Source organism: Pseudomonas sp. R3-52-08, from assembly GCF_003851745.1.
Lineage (GTDB): Bacteria > Pseudomonadota > Gammaproteobacteria > Pseudomonadales > Pseudomonadaceae > Aquipseudomonas.
In genome coordinates this window covers 328,670-345,609 of sequence record NZ_CP027730.1, presented here as the reverse complement: position 1 = coordinate 345,609, position 16,940 = coordinate 328,670, and the positions used below count along the sequence as shown (strand labels likewise).

Here is a 16,940-nt window from a genome sequence, read left to right as displayed (position 1 = left end):
ACTCCGTTAAAAACCCCGCCTTGCTATGCATTTAATCGAGACATGGATGTTGTCCAACACCCCGCTGTTCAAATACCGCCGCTATTGGCTGGCGGCCATCATCGTGTTGCTGGCGATTCTTGATCCTTTTGGCCTGGCCAGTTCCAGCGACAAGGCGTCGGCGCAGTGGCTCAATCGTATGTTCGCCAGCCACTACCCAAGCCTCGGACAACAGCAGGTGGCGGTGGTGTTGATTGATGATGCCTACCTGATGCGCAATGACAGCCCATGGCCAATGCCGTACAGCGACCAAAGCAAATTGTTCAAGCGTTTGCTGGCATACAAGCCACGGGCTGTGTTTGTGGATTTGCTTTACAGCCACGACCATTCGTTCGGCGACCCGGCGCGGGGCAGTCAGTTGCTGGCAAATGTATTTGAGCGTTATCAACGCCAGGGCATTCCGCTGTGGTTGGCCAATACTGGGCTGACGCGCGCGGAGGCAGGCCAGGCCAATACGCTGGCGCCTTTTATGCAGGTCAGCCGGCCAGCACTGGTAGCGTGGGAAGGGGTGGACGACAAGTACCCACTGGCTAAGCACACACAGGCCGGGCTGATGGAAACTCCCGCCTTGGCGCTATACCGCGCGTTCTGTGCCACCCAAGACTGCACGTCGCCGCCTGTGGATGTACAAACCGCTGCGCAGCGCCAGCCCATCGCGGTGCAATGGGGGCTGAAGCTGGCAGCGGACCAGGCGCGTATTGCCGATATTCGCCACTGCGCAGCGGCGCGGCATTTCTTGCTGGACGGGGTGGCGCAGTTCTTCCAGGCCGTGTTCTGGAAACTGGATGACTCCGCCCAGGCGCTGTGCCCTTATACGCTAACGTTATCGGCCAGTGACCTGGAAGTCAGTGACCCGGACGACCAAGCCTTGATCGCCGAGTTACTCCACGACCGCCTGGTGCTGATCGGCGCCAATATCGCGTCCACGGGGGATCTGGTGGAGTCGCCGGTACACGGCCAGCTCCCCGGCGTTTACCTGCACGCCATGGCCCTGGATAACCTGATCAATGCAGGTATGAACTACGACCATGAACCCGCCGACTTCCCCCACCTGCCTTTTAATTGGCTGGACTTGCTGGAGCTCGGGCTGCTGGCATTGATCGCTGTGCTCAAGGCGCTGCACGCACGACGCCTGGCGGGCCATCGCACCTGGAGCCGCTGGCGGCGCCAGGAAATCTGGTTTTTCACCTCGCCGTGCCCGTCGTGGCTGTTGGTGATGTCAATGTTGGGATTGGTCAGTGTGCTGCTGAGCCTCAATGACATCACCCCGGTCAACGTGCTGGGCATTGTATTGCTGTCGTTGGTGTTGTTCAGCGAGCGGATCGAAGCCTTCTTCGACCGCGATCGTTGAGCGTGCCGCTTTGCCATTTGACTCAAGGAAATCAAGGATGAAAAGAAGCCTCATCGTCTTGCTCGCAGCCCTCTTTACCCAGGGTGCCTGGGCGGAAGCCCACAGTATCCAGGCGTTCCTCGCCGATCCGGTGACGGTGCTCGACGAGCAGGGCAAGCCACAGCGCGAGTTGGCGAAAAAAGATGCGCCTACCCAACCCATGCCGGTGCTGCAGTACAACCAGGCGCTGGACCTGGTGCAGGTAGAACTGGCAGGCCAGAAGGTCTGGTTGGACACCATGGACCTGCGTATCGAACCGCCGCTGAACGTGGTCGACCTGCCCTGTCTCGGCCTGACGAAAAGCCAGGCCAGGGACGCCCGCAATAATTCCACCATAGGTTTTGGTGCCGGTTGCAATCAATAAAGGGAGCGTTGCGGTGAGGGAATATCTAGTAGCAGCCAGCCTATTGGCCAGTTCGGTGCTCAGTGGTTGCGCCACCTTGAAGGGCGCGGACCAGGCGTTCCTGAATCTGGTAGGGCCGTCGACCCAGTCGCGGGTCCAAGGCCACTACGTGGACAACATCGACGTGCGCCAGTACTACAAGCTGGACCCACAACGCCAGAGCCAACAGCGCCTGAGCTACGACGGGCGGGCGGTGCCGGCTGTCGAAGCACGCCAGCAGAACCTGGTGGATATCCCGATGCTGCAAGGCTACTTGCAGGTCATTGTCACGCGCTTATCCAAGGGCTGGCCGGGCGAAGTTCCGCCGCTACAGGTGAAGATCACCGACAGTTATGGGTTCGGACCGTCGGCAGACCCTTACGGCAACCTGTTCGTACCGCTGGGCATGCTGGACAACGTTGCCAGCGAAGACGAAATCGCGGCGATGCTTGGCCACGAAATGAGCCATGTGCTGCTGCATCACCATGACCGCATGGCGGCCTTCCAGCAGCAGAAAGACATGTTTACCACCGTCGCCTCCACGGTCGCCTTGGCTACCATGGCAGCCGATACTGGCGTCGACCGTAGCGCCGGTACCATGAAGCTGTTCAGCAAAGACCCGGCCGGTACCCAGAAGACCATCGGCAACACGGTGCTGTACACCGCGCTGGCCAATACGTTTTCCGACCAAGTGTGGAGCACCGCCTGGGGCCGTAGCCAGGAAGACCAGGCCGACCTGCTTGGCACCGACTTGATGATCCGCGCCGGCTACGCGCCGCGCGCCGCCACCCATAGTCTGGAGCGTCTCAACGACTTCCAGGGCAAACAGAAACCCTTGCTCACTGGGTTCCTCACGGCACGTAAGAATGCCATGCAGGATTCGCTGCAACAGTTCAATCTCAACCAGTTCACCAAGGAGCTCGACGTACTGGTCAAGGACGGCTTGACCACCGGCATCACCGCAACCACGCAGTACTTCAACCGCTCGCATATGTCGGCCACGGACCGCGACACCGAGCTGCGCCAATATTTGCAGCGCGAATATCGCCAGGAACGCCGCGCCCGGGTCAACCCGCAAAGCTGGTCGAAGATGAAGGCTACGCCCAAAGTGGCGGAGGCCTTGCAGGGCTACAAAGACGCGTACTTCGCAATCGATGCCCTGGAGAAAAACAAGGTACCGGATGCCGAAAGGTTTGTTCGCAAGGCCCTGGCCTCGCCCGTCAAGGACCAGCCGAGCATTCGGCGCACTGCCTATACCCTGCGCCTGGCCCAGGGTAAAAACAGCGAGGCGGTGAGAGAGTTGCAAGCGATCAAGGACTGGTCCCTGGCCGGCCCTTCCACCTATGACTTGATGATCAGCTACCACCTCAAGCGGGGCGACGGGCAATCGGCACTGGAGATGATCGACAAGGCCGAACGCAATCTGGGCTCGGAGGAACTGTTCATCACAGAAAAACTGTTGGCCAACCAGCAACTGCAGAATGTGCAGCAGGTGCAAACCGTGCTGCGCAAGTGTGAGCAATACCCGACACGCAAGGAGAACTGCAAGAAGCTCGCGCCGATCAAGGCCTGACGTTCAATGCCCACCGCCTAGCGGGAAATGCTCGTCGTCAGAAATAAAAAAACCCCGAACCAGTCGGGGTTTTTCTCGCCTGGCATCAGGCGCGACCTGCGATCAATCAGAAAACATTGATCGGGTAGTCGGCGAACAGGCGGATTTCGTTACCGCCCACGTTGTATTCGCTGGCGTTGTTGGAAACGCGCAACCACGAGGCGCGAGCGCGCAGGCTCAGGTCTTTGGCCGGGCCGCTCTGGACCACGTACTTGAACTGGTTCCAGATTTCACGCTCGGTGCCATCGCCACGGCCAGTGCCGTCGTCAATGTTGGTGCCGCGTACATAGGCAATGTTGTAGGTCAGGCCCGGTACACCGAAGGTGGTGAAGTCGATGCCGTAGCCCGCTTGCCAAGAGCGCTCGTCCTTGCCGTTGAAGTCGGACCAGTAGGAGTTGGCCAGCAGGATGGTATTACCGCCGTCGCCGATGCCGCCCGCATTGCGGTAGCCGCCGTACAGGTAGCCGGTGTCACCGGTGCTGCGCTGGTGCGCGATGGTGAAGCTGTGCGCGCCAACGGCCCAGGTAGCGCCGAGGCTCCAGATTTTGTTGTCGCGAGCGTCAGCGTCTTTTTGGTTTTCCAGGGCGAAGCTGCGGTCCAGCTTGGTTTTGTAGCCGTTGAAGTCAAAGGTCAGCGACTGTTTCTCTGGCAGCGCCAGCACATAGTTGACGTTGACGTATTGCTTCTTCAGTACGTCCTGCATGTCGGAGGCATACAACGCTGCCGACAGGCTTTCGGTGAATTTGTAGCTACCACCGATGTAGTTGATGCTTTTCAGGCGGCCGCTGTCGGTGCCTTCCATGCTCTTGCGGGCTTCTTTGGTGAAGTGACCGGCGTCCAGTTGCAGACCGGCGATCTCTTTGGAAACAATCGAGGTACCGGTGTAGGTTTCCGACAACAGGCGGGAGTTGTCGTACTGCAACACAGGCACGGCCGGGAACTGATCACCGTACTTGAGCACGGTGTTGGAAACGCGGAATTTCACGGCCGCGCCGCCCTTTGCCAGGTCGTGGGGGGCCGGGCCTGGGTTCGGCTTGCCGTTGGCATCAACCGTACCGTTGCCCTGCTTGAAGAAGTCGATACCGCCGGCGCCGGCGCGGCCTTGGCCACCATCCAGGCGAATCGCGTACTGACCAATCACGTCCACACCCACGCCGACGGTGCCTTGGGTGAAACCGGATTCCAATTTGCCGATAAAGCCCTGGCCCCACTCGGCCTTGTCCTGCTTGCCGTTTTTGTAGTCCCGGCTGATGTAGGCGTTGCGTGCTGCGATGTTCAGGTGGCTGTCTTCAACGAAACCCTTGGATTGCTCCTGGTCGTTCGCCATGGCTGTCGATGCGCTCAAAATCCCCAGAGCGATCAGACTCATCCGTTGCTTCAACATTTTCTTATATTCCTTATTACTGGTTGAGTACGCGCTATGACACCAGGCCCCGTATCGCTTTCTGGTGTCGACTTTCTCCAGAAAAAACAAGGCCCGCGGACGACTGAACTGCCGCGGGCCTTTTCTTATTGGATGAGTCATGGCTGTTAGCCACAGGCGTTGGACGCAATCCTATGCGCGCGTTGAACTATGTGTCAATTTCGTGAACCGCCTGTATTTAGGCTAAATAATTCTAAGCACAGACCTATAGCGCTCCTACAAAAAAGCGCTTGCCCCCTCCCATATTGATTCGTCGGCGCTTTCAGTTACGCTCCAGCGCGCACAATACTTGCACCTCATCCTCCGTGAACAAGCCCGCTGGGTAGCGTTCACTCATCACGCTGCGCAAGTCGGGCTGTTGCCTGCCCTGGCGCGCGCCGTTTTCCTTCAACCAGAGCGCCAGCGCGTGGATTGCGTCGCCGTCGACCCGCACCGGGTGGAACGTGCGCGTGTACATCGGGTTGATTTCGGCATTCATTTCAGCGCTCTCTCCTGCTGCGTGAGCGGCTAACTTACTCAAGGTTTGTGACAGAACCATGCGGTCATCACCTTGGCGCTCTGTGGTGTGTTTGCCGATACAAGAGCTATGCCAATCTCCCGCATTCACAGGTATTCAGGCACAAAAAAGCCCGCGACCGTGCTGGGTCGCGGGCTTGCTTGGAACACTGCGCTCGCGCAGTGCTCGCTCGCCCTCAAGGCGCTGTTACAACTGCACTCAATTTCTCTGCGGTGCTGGCTGCTGCTGGGTCAGGCAGTGAATATTGCCACCCCCCAGTAACAGTTCACGGCCCGGCACCATCACCACTTCGTGTTGTGGAAACAGGTTCTGCAGGATCTGCTTGGCCTGATGGTCCAGCGGGTCATCGAAACTCGGTGCGATGATGCCGCCGTTGACGATCAGAAAGTTGACGTAGGAACCGGCCAACCGCACGCTCGGATTACGTTCCTGGCTGCCGTCTACCGGATCGACACCGGCACATTCTTCTTCGGTGGCATACAGCGGCCCCGGAATCGGCATCTTATGCACCGTGAACGAGCGGCCGCGGGCGTCGGTGCTGCTTTGCAGTACGTCCATGGCGGCATGGCAGCGCGGGTAGTTCGGGTCTTGCGGGTCATCGGTCCAGGCCAGCAGCACTTCACCTGGGCGCACATAGCAGCAGAAGTTATCCACATGGCCGTCGGTTTCGTCGTTGAACAGGCCATCCGGCAACCAGATGATCTTATCCACAGCCAGGTTGGCGCTGAGCACCGCTTCGATGGCGGCGCGATCCAAGTGCGGGTTGCGGTTGCGGTTCAACAGGCATTCTTCGGTGGTGATCAGGGTGCCTTCGCCGTCGACGTGAATCGAACCGCCCTCCAGCACAAAACCTTCGGTGCGATAACGCGACGCGCGCTCGATCTCGAGAATCTTGCCGCCCACCTGTGCGTCACGGTTCCACGGCGCATACAGGCCGCCATCGAAACCGCCCCAGGCGTTGAAATCCCAGTTCACCCCGCGTACTTCACCGCTGTCGTTGATCACGAAAGTCGGCCCCGTGTCCCGTACCCAGGCGTCGTCGCTGGACATTTCCACCACGCGGATATTCGGCACATCCAGGCGGCTACGAGCGTTTTCATACTGGCCGGCGGAAACCGCAACGGTCACCGGCTCGAACCGTGCGATGGCCTTGACCACCGCCACGTGGGCCGCTTGCGCCGGTTTGCCGCCGAGCCGCCAGTTGTCCGGGCGCTCGGGCCAGATCATCCAGGTTTGAGTCTGTGGCGCCCATTCGGCGGGCATATGGAAGCCATCGGCGCGAGGTGTGCTGTGCAGGGTGGTCATGCGATGAGGACTCCGAATGGGGTGAAAGCCGACTTTATAACGGATAAATATCGGCATTAATAGTGAACAGGAATAATAATTAAGCCATATAACGTAATTTAGTCGATAACAATCGAATGACTACAGCTCATCCAGCACCTTCGATAGCATGTCGACGAAGAAATCCACACTGCGCCGGGTCGTGACCATCGGCGGCTTGATCTTGAGGATGTTCAGGTAGTCGCCGGTCGGCTGCATGAAGATTCCCAGTTCGCGCAGACGGTCGCATAACAGCGCAGTCTCTTGCGTCGCGGGTTCCAGGGTGTGTCGGTCACGTACCAGCTCGAGGCCCAGATAGAAGCCGGAACCGTGTACCGCACCTACTAACGGGTGATGCTCGATCAACGCTTGCAGGCGTGTCTTGAAATACCCGCCCACTACCTGGGCGTTTTCCCACAGCTTTTCCTCTTCCATCACATCCAGCACCGCCATGCCAATACGGCAGCTCACCGGGCTGCCGCCCGATGACGAGAAGAAATAGCCCTCGGCCTCCAGGGCTTCGGCAATCTCTCGACGGGTGATCACCGCGCCCAGCGGCTGCCCGTTGCCCATCCCCTTGGCCATGGTAATGATGTCCGGCACGACGCCCTGCTCTTCAAAGCCCCAGAAAAAATGCCCCATGCGCCCATAACCTACCTGCACCTCATCGGCAATGCAGACACCGCCCTGGGCGCGGACCAGCCCATACACCTGCTGCAAATAGCCGGGCGGCAACGAAATGCCACCGGCGTTGCCATACACCGGTTCGCAGATGAAACCCGCCAGTTGGCGTTGGCCAGCGGCGATTTTCGCCAGGTTATGCTCCACGCTTCGTACATAGTCAGGCGCACTGTCTGGCCCGCGAAACTCACCCCGGTAGGTATTCGGCGCCGTCACCGGGTGCACCCAGTCGGGGCGGCTGCTCAACGCCTGGGGGTTGTCGGCAATCGAGGTAGACACCGCGTCCGCCGCCACCGACCAGCCGTGATAGGCCTCCAGCACGCTGAGCATGTCGCGCCCGCCGCTGTAGGCCCAGGCCAGGCGGATCGCCAGGTCATTGGCCTCGGTGCCGCTGTTGACCAGGAACACCCGGTCCATGCCCGCCGGCGCCAGCGCCAGCAGACGCTCGGAAAATTCGGCAATCGCCGCGTAGTGAAAACGTGAATTAGTGTTGAGCAGTGACCATTGCCGCGCCGCCACCGCTGCCATGCGCGGGTGGCCGTGGCCCAGCACCGCCACGTTGTTGAGCATGTCCAGGTAGGAGCGGCCCTGCATGTCGATCAAGTGATTGCGCCAGCCCCGCTCGATACGGGGCGGGTCGACGTAATAGTGCTTCTGCGAACGGGCGAAGCTGGCGTCGCGCCGGGCCAGCAGGGCTTCGGGGTCCAGCTCCGGTTCGGCATCACAGGCAAGCCCGAGCAGCGCCGCCGGTGACGGGCACAACGCCTGCCACGCCGACGCCCGGGAAGGGGTACAGAACAGCGGGGGCTCCAGGTCGGCACGACACAGCTGCACGATCAACGGCCCGTGGACTTCACCGAGTATTTGCCCCTTCACCACCTGCGCACCGGCTTTGAGCCGCGTTGTCACGCCCCATACGCGCAGATTCAGGCGCTCTTCGTACACACACAGTAAGCCGTCGGCGCCCTCGCGCAGTGTCCCGGCGAAAGGTGCCTCAAGCACTGTGCCATGGGGCAGGCTCAATTCGACATGAAGAGCGAAGGTGTCCGGCTCCCCAGCACTGTCCGGGCGGGTGCGCGACAAGCGATATTGCCCATAACGGCTGGCTGCCAGTCCATGCACCGCTGCGGCTTCATTCAGCAGCCGCCGATCCATGCCCGGCGTCTCCCAATTGCCCGCGTCGAAATGCGGGCTGAGCACACCCAGGTCGATCAGCGCGAACTCCCGCCCGACCAGCCCCGGCAGCAAGGGGGCAAAGTCCTGGCTGGCCAAGGCAGGCAACGCCTCGCCGACGCTACTCAGGATCGCCGCTTCCATCAGTTCGAACGGCACCGACGTGGCGACATGGAAAATTTCCCACTCGTGCTCGGCGTTCTTCAACAGGTAGGCGTTATCAGGGTCCAGACGTCGCTGCTGCTCACTGCTCAACACCAACACCGCCGCACGGGCGACGATCAACGGCCACAGCGCGCACAACTCTTCATGCTGCAACGGCGTGATCGCGTGACAGGCCTGGATCGCCGGCAGGATGGCAAACGGGTCGCCCTCAGCGTGATGCAGCAGCGCAGCGCACGTCACCGACAGGTCAGCGATGCGCCAGGTGTGTACCAGGTCGCCGAAATCGATCACACCCTGGACCTTCCAATGCCGCTGCGCATCGCGCTGCCAAACCACATTGTCATCGGTGACGTCCATGTGCACGGCCTGCCAGGGCAGGTGTGCAGCCAGAGGGCGGATATGCGCTTCGATCCGCCCGGCGACCTGCTCCAGTGCAGTGCGATGGGGAAGCTCGGGCAAGGTCGCCAGCAGATGGGTAATCAGCTCCTGCGCGTGGCGTGGGTCCCACTGCAGGGTGCGATCCAGGCCGGGATGAGTGAACGTTGACAGTGCCAGGCTCATTCGCCCGCACAGGTCGCCGAACCCTGCGATCACATCGCGACCCAGGTGAGGCAAATCGGTCAGCGGCTGGCCGTCGATGTAGTCCAGTAGCCGCAGGTGCAGGGTTTGCCCATCGACGGTGACGCTCAGCAGTTCGTCGCCATTGAGGGCCTTGATGACCTTGGGCACGCGCACCTGTACGTGGGCCTGCAGCTCGTTGAGGGCTGCATGCTGGGCCAGTAGCTCGATTGCGGCGTAGTCACCCCGGCAGATTTTCAGAACGAAGCGGCCCAGGGGGCTTTCAACTTTGTAATTGAGGTCTTGCTGGCTACCCAATGAAGTTAATCTGCCCGTGAGGCCATAATGCTGCTCAAGCAACCTCGCCGCGTGGGTAGGCCCTACTTGCGGGCAGGCTAAGCTGGCGCGGTGAATCAAGGTAGCGAGCAACATGGGACAACCTCTGCGTTTTGTCAGGTGTCTGTTTTTGACAGGGCCTATATCGCCATTGATGAAAGGGTTAGGCAACCCCCAACATACACCGTGCTTGCGCCACCCCTGCTACACAACTCAAGCTATGCTTCACTCGCTTAATGTCCGTCTAAGGAAAGGGCCTCCGATATGCGTATTCTCATCACCGGCGGCGCTGGCTTCATCGGCTCTGCCTTGATCCGGCACTTGATTCAACATACCGAGCACGAAGTGCTCAACCTGGACAAACTCACCTACGCCGGCAACTTGGAGTCGCTGACCAGCGTCGCGTCCAATAGCCGCTATGAGTTCGTCCAGGCCGACATCGTCGACCAGGCGACAGTCAGCGCCGTACTGGCGCGCTTCGAGCCACAGGCGATCATGCACCTGGCGGCCGAGTCCCATGTAGACCGCTCTATCGATGGCCCATCGGACTTTATCCAGACCAATATCGTTGGCACCTATAGCCTGCTGGAAGCCGCCCGTGCTTATTGGCAGAAGCTCGACGAGCCCGCCAGGCGTGCGTTTCGTTTTCATCACATTTCTACTGACGAAGTGTATGGCGACCTGCACGGCGTGGACGACCTGTTTACCGAGGCCACGCCTTACGCCCCCAGCTCGCCTTATTCAGCCAGCAAGGCGGCGTCCGACCACCTTGTACGCGCGTGGCAGCGTACATATGGCCTGCCGGTACTGTTGACCAACTGCTCCAACAATTACGGGCCGTTCCATTTCCCCGAGAAGTTGATCCCGCTGGTGATTCTCAACGCCCTCGCGGGCAAGCCGCTGCCGGTATATGGCGATGGGCTGCAGGTACGCGACTGGCTGTATGTCGAAGACCATGCACGGGCGCTACTGACAGTCGTGACCAAAGGCGTGGTTGGCGAGACCTACAACATCGGTGGGCACAACGAGCAAAAGAACATCGACGTGGTACGCAGCATCTGCAACCTGCTTGAAGAGCTGGCGCCACAACGCCCGGCCGAGGTGGAGAAGTTCAGCGATCTGATTACCTTCGTCAAAGACCGCCCCGGTCACGACCAACGTTATGCGATCGATGCGAGCAAGATCGAACGTGAACTGGGCTGGACGCCTGAAGAGACTTTTGAAACGGGTCTACGCAAAACCGTGCAGTGGTACCTCGACAATCTGGAATGGTGCCGCAGGGTCCAGGACGGTAGTTATCAAGGCCAACGATTGGGCAACACCGACTTGAAGGATTTGATCGCATGATGAAAGGCATCGTATTGGCCGGCGGCTCCGGCACCCGTTTGCATCCCATTACGCTGGGCGTGTCGAAACAGCTGTTGCCGGTGTACGACAAACCGATGATTTATTACCCGATCTCTGTGCTGATGCTGGCGGGCATCAAGGACATCCTGGTCATATCCACCCCGGTGGACTTGCCGCAGTATCGCAACCTGTTGGGTGATGGCAGCCAGTTTGGCGTGCACTTCAGCTATGCCGAGCAACCCACACCGGATGGCCTGGCCCAGGCATTTCTGATTGGTGAAGACTTCATCGGTAATGACCCTGTCTGCCTAATCCTGGGAGATAACATTTTCCACGGCCAGCATTTTGGCGACCAACTACGCACTGCGGCAGAACGCACCAGCGGCGCCACAGTATTTGGTTATTGGGTCAAAGACCCAGAGCGTTTCGGCGTAATCGACTTCGACAAGGAAGGCCGCGCCCTGTCCATCGAAGAAAAACCTGCCAAGCCCAAGTCGCCATATGCCGTCACCGGCCTGTATTTCTACGACAACGACGTGATCAACATCGCCAAGGCCGTCCAGCCTTCGCCACGCGGCGAGCTGGAGATCACCGACGTCAACAACGCCTACCTCAAGCGCGGCGATCTGCACGTTGAGCGTTTCGGTCGTGGTTTCGCCTGGCTTGATACCGGCACTCACGACAGCCTGCTGGAAGCCTCGACCTACGTGCAGACCATCGAGCACCGCCAGGGCCTGAAAGTAGCCTGCCTGGAAGAAATCGCCTACGAGAACGGCTGGATTGATCGTGACTATCTGCTGGAACGTGCCAAGTACTTCGGCAAAACCGGTTACGGTCAATACCTCTACTCGCTGGCCGGAGAAACCAAGTGAATGTCGTTGAAACCTCGTTACCTGGCGTGCTGATTCTCGAGCCAAAAGTATTCGGTGATGAGCGCGGTTTTTTCTACGAAAGCTTCAACGCTCGCGCTTTTGAAGCCGCCACCGGGCTCAAACGTGACTTCGTGCAGGACAACCATTCACGCTCGCAAAAAGGCGTGCTGCGCGGGCTGCACTATCAGCTTGAACACACTCAGGGCAAACTGGTCCGTGTCACTTACGGTGAAGTGCTGGATGTTGCCGTCGACATCCGCCGCAGCTCACCGAACTTCGGCCAATGGGTGAGCGTACGTTTATCCGCGCAGAATCATCGCCAACTGTGGGTGCCGGAGGGTTTCGCCCATGGGTTTGTGGTGCTGAGTGACTATGCCGAGTTTCTATACAAAACCACCGACTACTATCAACCGAGCGCCGAACGCAGCATTCTCTGGAATGACCCGACGCTGGCTATCGACTGGGCGCTGTCCGAGCCGCCGCGACTGTCTGCCAAGGACCAGGTCGGTAAACTTCTGATGGAAGCCGACTTGTTCCCATGAAAATACTGATCACCGGCCAACACGGCCAAGTCTCCCAAGAGCTGCAACAGCGGCTCCAAGGCCTCGGTGAGCTCATCGTCCTCGGCCGCGACCAGCTTGACCTGGCCCACGCCGAGCAGATTCGCCAACAAGTGCGCGCTCACCGCCCAAGCCTGATCATCAACGCCGCCGCCCACACGGCGGTCGATCAGGCCGAAAGCGAGCCGGACGCTGCGTTCGCCATCAACGCCATCGCCCCGGGCATCCTCGCCGAAGAAGCCAAGGCCCTAGGCATTCCGCTGATTCACTACTCGACCGACTACGTGTTCGACGGCAGCAAACCGGCCCCGTACACCGAAAGCGATTCGCCCAACCCACTGGGCGTCTACGGTCAGAGCAAGCTGGCGGGCGAGCAGGCGATTGCGGCCGTGGGCGGGAAGTACCTGATTCTGCGCACCAGTTGGGTGTATTCGAGCCACGGCAAGAATTTCCTGCTGACCATGCAGCGCCTGCTGCAGGAGAAGCCGCAGATGCGCATCGTCGCCGACCAGATCGGCGCGCCAACCTGGGCCGGGACCATCGCCAATAGTACGCGTGCGTTGATTGAGCGCTGGCAAGCCGGTAACGCCGGGGATTGGGGGGTTTACCACCTCACGGCCCAAGGCGAAACGTCGTGGTTCGGCTTTGCCGAGGCCATTGGCCAAGCCCTTCGCGCTGCGGGCAAAGCCTGCGCCGAGCTGGAAGCGATCCCGTCCAGCGCCTATCCGACACCCGCCCGGCGCCCGCTGAATTCGCGCCTGGATTGCAGCCGTCTGCAACAGCAATGGCAGGTCAGCCAGTCGCAGTGGCAAGACGCATTGCACGAGTGTCTTGCCGGGCAGCACTAGGCATAATGCGCCTGTACCCACAGGCGCACGATTCCCATGACCCCACCCCTTCCGCGAAGACCCCGCTGGCGCAGCCTCGCCCTGTTGGCGTTGTGCCTGGCGCCGCTGCTCTGGCCGCTGGAGCACTTGGCCGAGCGCTACTACCGCAGCGAGCTGGCCGGGCAGAACCGTCAGACCCTCGACCTGTACGTCGCCAACCTGTTGGGCACCCTGCACCGCTATGAAGTGCTGCCGCAGATCCTCGGTGACCTGCCGGCCCTGCGCACCGCACTGGATGCGCCTCACGTCAGCACCAACCTGGTCAACGCCAACTCGCTGCTCAAGGACGTCGCCGCCCAGGCCGGGGTGGAGGTGATGTACCTGATGGACACCACCGGCAAGACCCTCGCCGCGTCCAACTGGGACAAACAAGACAGCTTCGTCGGGCGCAACTTTTCCTTTCGCCCCTATTTCAGCGAAGCCATGGCCGGGCGCCTGGGGCGCTTTTTCGGGCTAGGCACCACCTCGGCCAAGCGCGGCTACTTCTTCGCCGCCGCCGTACGCGATGGTGAGAACATCATCGGCGTGCTGGTGGTCAAGGTAGATCTGGACCACACCGAGAGCTTGTGGGGCAACACCCCGGAACAACTCCTGGTGACCGACCACAACGGCGTGGTAATCCTCACCTCGCGCCCGCAATGGCGGTTCCGCGCCACCCGGCCGCTGACCGCCGCAGAGCGCCAGGCCATTATTGCCATTCAGCCTTATCCCACCCGTGATCCTCAGCCGCTGAACCTCAGCAGCAGCGCCTGGCTGCGCCAATCCACCGCCATCGCCGAGACCGGCTGGAATGTGGAAATCCTCGCCCCCCAATCCTTGATCAACCGCCCGGTGCGTACCGTGGTGGCCGTAGGCGGCGCGACGTTGCTGGTGCTGATGCTACTGCTCGGCTTGATGATGCAGCGCCGCCGGCATTACCTGGAGCGCATCGCCTTCGAAGCCAAGGCCCGCCGCGAGCTGGAAATGCGCGTGGCCGAGCGCACCAGCGACCTGGAAGGCCTGAACCGGCGCCTGAAACAGGAAGTGCTGGAGCGCGAACACGCCCAGCAGGAACTGGTACGTGCCCAGGATGACCTGGTGCAGGCCGGTAAACTCTCGGCGCTGGGCACCATGTCGGCCAGTATCAGCCATGAACTGAACCAACCCCTGGCAGCGATTCGCAGCTACGCGGAAAACGCTGAAATCCTGCTCGACCATGAACGCACCGCCGATGCGCGCGGCAACCTCAAGTTGATCAGCGAACTGACCGGGCGCATGGCCTCGATCATCGCCCACTTGCGCGCGTTCGCCCGCCGTGACCGCCACGCGCCGGAAAGCGTGGCGCTGCAACCCGCGCTGGACGATGCCCTGGCCTTACTGGCCAAACGGCGGCGCTCGATGGAAGTGGAATTGATCCGCGACTTACCCGAAGCGACCTTATGGGTACAAGCCGGCGAAACCCGTCTGCGCCAGGTGCTGGGCAACCTGCTGGCCAATGCCCTCGACGCCCTTACCGAAAAAGGCCCGCCGCGCAAACTGTGGCTGAGTGCCCAAACCACCGACTTGGGCGTCAACCTGTACATTCGCGACAACGGCCCGGGCTTTTGCATGGAAGCGTTGGGCCGCGCCAGCGAGCCCTTCTACACCACCAAGACGCGCACCCAGGGCCTGGGCCTGGGCCTGGCGATCTGTGACACCCTGATGCGTGCCTTCGGCGGCGAACTGCTGTTTGCCAACCACAAGGAAGGCGGCGCGCTGTTAACCTTGAAATTGCGTGCCGGCTCGCCGGGCGTCAGTCTGCAACCTTCCGAGGACCGCAGTGTATGAGTATCGATAACCAGATTCAGGTGGTGCTGATCGACGACGATCCCCATTTGCGTCAGGCGCTGTGCCAGACCCTGGACCTGGCCGGGCTGAAAGTGCTGCCCCTGGGCGAAGCCAGCGGCCTCACCGCGCGCTTGTCGCGGGACTGGTCGGGCGTGGTGGTCAGCGATATCCGCATGCCCGGCATGGACGGCCTGGAACTGCTCGCCGAACTGCACGGCCAGGACCCTGACCTGCCAGTGCTGCTGATCACCGGCCACGGTGACGTGCCGCTGGCGGTGCAGGCCATGCGTGCCGGCGCCTATGACTTCCTCGAAAAGCCCTTCGCCAGCGACGCCTTGCTCGACAGCGTGCGCCGCGCCCTGGCCCTGCGCCGACTGGTGCTGGACAACCGCAGCCTGCGCCTGGCCCTCAGTGACCGGCAGCAACTGAGCACGCGCCTGGTGGGGCATTCGCCGCAGATGCTGCGCCTGCGCGAGCAAATCGGCGCACTGGCGGCGACCAAGGCCGATGTGCTGATCCTTGGCGAAACCGGCGCCGGCAAGGAAGTGGTCGCCCGCGCCTTGCACGATCTGTCGAGCCGCCGCAGCGGCCCGTTCGTGGCGATCAACGCCGGGGCCCTGGCCGAATCGGTGGTGGAAAGCGAGCTGTTCGGTCATGAACCGGGCGCGTTTACCGGCGCGCAGAAGCGCCGTATCGGCAAGTTCGAATTCGCCAATGGCGGCACGCTGTTCCTCGATGAAATCGAAAGCATGAGCCTGGATGTACAGGTCAAGCTGTTGCGCCTGCTGCAGGAGCGTGTGGTGGAGCGCCTGGGCGGCAATCAGTTGATTGCACTGGATATCCGCATCATCGCCGCCACCAAGGAAGACCTGCGCCAGGCGGCCGACCAGGGCCGCTTCCGGGCCGACTTGTATTACCGCCTGAATGTCGCGCCGCTGCGCATTCCGCCACTGCGCGAGCGTGGTGAAGATGCGCTGATGCTGTTCCAGCACTTCGCCGACGAAGCCAGCAGCCGCCACGGCCTGCCCCTGCATGAGCTGCAACCGGGCCAGCGCGCGCTGCTGTTGCGCCACAGTTGGCCGGGTAACGTACGCGAGCTGCAAAACGCCGCCGAACGCTTTGCCCTGGGCCTGGAATTGGCCTTGGACAGTACGCTGGACAATCCATCGGCCAGCATACTGACCTCCACGCCCGGCGGCTTGAGCGAGCAAGTCGAACAATTCGAAAAAAGCCTGATCGCCGCCGAACTGACCCGCCCCCACAGCTCCATGCGCAGCCTCGCCGAAGCCCTCGGCGTGCCCCGCAAAACCCTGCACGACAAACTGCGCAAGCATGGCCTGAACTTCGCCGACAGCGCCAGCCACAGCGCAGACGACGAATGACCCTGCCCACCCGCCAAGAGACCGCCATGAGCCGCGACAGCCGTTACCTGGAATCCATCCTCCATCACGACATCCCCCTCACCCGGGAAATGGGCCTCAAGGTGCTCGACTGGCAACACGGCCAACTGCAACTGCATTTACCCTTGCAAGCCAATATCAACCACAAGAGCACCATGTTTGGCGGCAGCCTCTACTGCGGCGCCGTGCTGGCGGGTTGGGGTTGGTTGCACCTGAAACTGCGCGAGGAAGGGATCGAAGACGGGCATATCGTGATTCAGGAAGGGCAGATCAGCTATCCGTTGCCGGTGACGCAGGACGCGACGGTGATTTGCCCAGCGCCGGAGGAGAAAGTGTGGAAGCGTTTTGTCGCAACGTACAAGCGCTATGGCCGTGCGCGGTTGACGCTGGAGACGTGGATTGTGAATGAGGGCAGTGAAGAACGTGCAGTGACCTTCACCGGCCAGTACGTCCTGCACCGCTAGCCGCC

The 16,940-nt window shown here is 61.0% G+C and carries 14 protein-coding genes; 10 read left to right on the top strand and 4 right to left on the bottom strand.

Translation table 11 applies throughout. From position 1 onward, the window contains the following. Window positions 1-46: 46 nt before the first annotated feature. Genes C4J91_RS01460 through C4J91_RS01450 form a run of 3 tightly spaced genes read left to right on the top strand, consistent with a single transcriptional unit; the run spans window position 47 to window position 3,384 of the window. Window positions 47-1,390, top strand: a complete 1,344-nt coding sequence (locus C4J91_RS01460) for a CHASE2 domain-containing protein (protein WP_124360827.1) — start codon at window positions 47-49, stop codon at window positions 1,388-1,390. A 37-nt stretch (window positions 1,391-1,427) separates the two neighbouring features. Then, window positions 1,428-1,793 carry a hypothetical protein gene (locus tag C4J91_RS01455; RefSeq protein ID WP_124360826.1) on the top strand — a complete coding sequence of 122 codons (366 nt, stop codon included), beginning with the start codon at window positions 1,428-1,430 and terminating at the stop codon, window positions 1,791-1,793. Window positions 1,794-1,806: 13 nt separating this feature from the next. Beyond that, window positions 1,807-3,384, top strand: a complete 1,578-nt coding sequence (locus tag C4J91_RS01450; RefSeq protein WP_124360825.1) for a M48 family metallopeptidase — start codon at window positions 1,807-1,809, stop codon at window positions 3,382-3,384. A 106-nt stretch (window positions 3,385-3,490) separates the two neighbouring features. Here the strand turns inward: C4J91_RS01450 and C4J91_RS01445 are convergent, their stop codons facing one another. From C4J91_RS01445 to C4J91_RS01430, 4 genes are all read right to left on the bottom strand, one after another. Then, window positions 3,491-4,807: an OprD family porin gene (locus C4J91_RS01445; protein ID WP_124360824.1), complete on the bottom strand. Its 1,317-nt coding sequence runs from the start codon at window positions 4,805-4,807 to the stop codon at window positions 3,491-3,493. A 301-nt stretch (window positions 4,808-5,108) separates the two neighbouring features. Beyond that, entirely contained in the window at window positions 5,109-5,324 is a 216-nt protein-coding gene (locus C4J91_RS01440; RefSeq protein WP_124360823.1) for a hypothetical protein, read from the bottom strand. A gap of 237 nt (window positions 5,325-5,561) precedes the next feature. Further along, entirely contained in the window at window positions 5,562-6,668 is a 1,107-nt protein-coding gene (gene aguA, locus C4J91_RS01435; protein ID WP_124360822.1) for an agmatine deiminase, read from the bottom strand. A 120-nt stretch (window positions 6,669-6,788) separates the two neighbouring features. Beyond that, window positions 6,789-9,695, bottom strand: coding sequence for an aminotransferase (locus tag C4J91_RS01430; RefSeq protein ID WP_124360821.1), 2,907 nt, complete (start codon window positions 9,693-9,695; stop codon window positions 6,789-6,791). A gap of 168 nt (window positions 9,696-9,863) precedes the next feature. Here C4J91_RS01430 and rfbB point away from each other — a divergent pair, with 168 nt between their 5' ends. The 7 genes from rfbB to C4J91_RS01395 are packed head-to-tail and all read left to right on the top strand — an operon-like array spanning window position 9,864 to window position 16,935. Further along, window positions 9,864-10,946, top strand: a complete 1,083-nt coding sequence (rfbB, locus tag C4J91_RS01425) for a dTDP-glucose 4,6-dehydratase (RefSeq protein ID WP_124360820.1) — start codon at window positions 9,864-9,866, stop codon at window positions 10,944-10,946. Next, a complete protein-coding gene (rfbA, locus tag C4J91_RS01420; RefSeq protein WP_124360819.1) occupies window positions 10,943-11,818 on the top strand; it encodes a glucose-1-phosphate thymidylyltransferase RfbA in 876 nt (291 codons plus the stop codon). The genes rfbB and rfbA overlap by 4 nt, the downstream gene beginning before the upstream one ends. Beyond that, window positions 11,815-12,360, top strand: a complete 546-nt coding sequence (gene rfbC / locus C4J91_RS01415; protein ID WP_124360818.1) for a dTDP-4-dehydrorhamnose 3,5-epimerase — start codon at window positions 11,815-11,817, stop codon at window positions 12,358-12,360. Before rfbA ends, rfbC begins: the two co-directional genes overlap by 4 nt. After that, window positions 12,357-13,226, top strand: coding sequence for a dTDP-4-dehydrorhamnose reductase (gene rfbD / locus C4J91_RS01410; RefSeq protein WP_124360817.1), 870 nt, complete (start codon window positions 12,357-12,359; stop codon window positions 13,224-13,226). The genes rfbC and rfbD overlap by 4 nt, the downstream gene beginning before the upstream one ends. 36 nt (window positions 13,227-13,262) lie before the next feature. After that, the gene (locus C4J91_RS01405; protein ID WP_124360816.1) at window positions 13,263-15,071 is read left to right on the top strand and encodes an ATP-binding protein; all 1,809 of its coding nucleotides are present in this window, start codon (window positions 13,263-13,265) and stop codon (window positions 15,069-15,071) included. Next, a complete protein-coding gene (locus C4J91_RS01400) occupies window positions 15,068-16,453 on the top strand; it encodes a sigma-54 dependent transcriptional regulator (protein ID WP_124360815.1) in 1,386 nt (461 codons plus the stop codon). The genes C4J91_RS01405 and C4J91_RS01400 overlap by 4 nt, the downstream gene beginning before the upstream one ends. Before the next feature lie 26 nt (window positions 16,454-16,479). Then, window positions 16,480-16,935 carry a thioesterase domain-containing protein gene (locus C4J91_RS01395; RefSeq protein WP_124365090.1) on the top strand — a complete coding sequence of 152 codons (456 nt, stop codon included), beginning with the start codon at window positions 16,480-16,482 and terminating at the stop codon, window positions 16,933-16,935. Window positions 16,936-16,940 lie beyond the last annotated feature (5 nt).